Genomic DNA, 620 nt, shown 5'->3' on the forward strand with positions numbered 1-620 from the left:
GCAGCCCGCGGTCCCGGCCCCGCCTCGCCGTCCCCGCCGTCCCGCTCAGCGACCGGTGCGGCAGGCACCCGCCGCGCAGCCGCCGTCGGCGCCGTCCCTGTCACCCGGTGTCCCGCCGCGGTCCGAGATGGACCGGCTGACGATGACCGACGAGCTCGAAGCGATCGACGACGCGACGATCACCAAGCGCAAGATCGACCACACGCTCGCCCGGTTCTCCGCGGCGCACGACGAGCTCGAAGCCGAAGAGGCCAAGAAGCGCGAGCGCCGTGAGCGGCTCGCCTCCCGCCCCGCCGCGCTGCTGGAGCAGACCCGTACGGCGTTGCAGCGGGTGGTCACCACCACCGACGCGGAGCCCGCGGAAGCCGCCGAGGAGGCGTCACCGCAGACCCGCCTGCAGGAGAAGAAGGAACGCAAGACCAGGCAGACGGCGAAGGCGGGCCGGATCACGGCCGCCGTGGTCGCCGCGCTCGTGTTCCTCTCCATCGGTTCGGCGTGGGGCGCCCAGACCTGGTTCGACGCGAAGTTCAACACCGTCGCCTCGCTCGACGAGGACTCGGCCGACATCCAGGACGCCGCCGGCCAAACCGGTGACGAGAACTTCCTCATGGTCGGCTCCG

At 72.4% G+C, this 620-nt stretch carries 1 pseudogene; it reads left to right on the forward strand.

Annotated elements, in window-relative coordinates:
• Positions 1-127: 127 nt before the first annotated feature.
• Positions 128-620: pseudogene (locus CFP71_RS43195) on the forward strand (LCP family protein); the annotation flags it as partial.

The sequence above is a fragment of the Amycolatopsis thailandensis genome (genome assembly GCF_002234405.1).
GTDB lineage: Bacteria > Actinomycetota > Actinomycetes > Mycobacteriales > Pseudonocardiaceae > Amycolatopsis > Amycolatopsis thailandensis.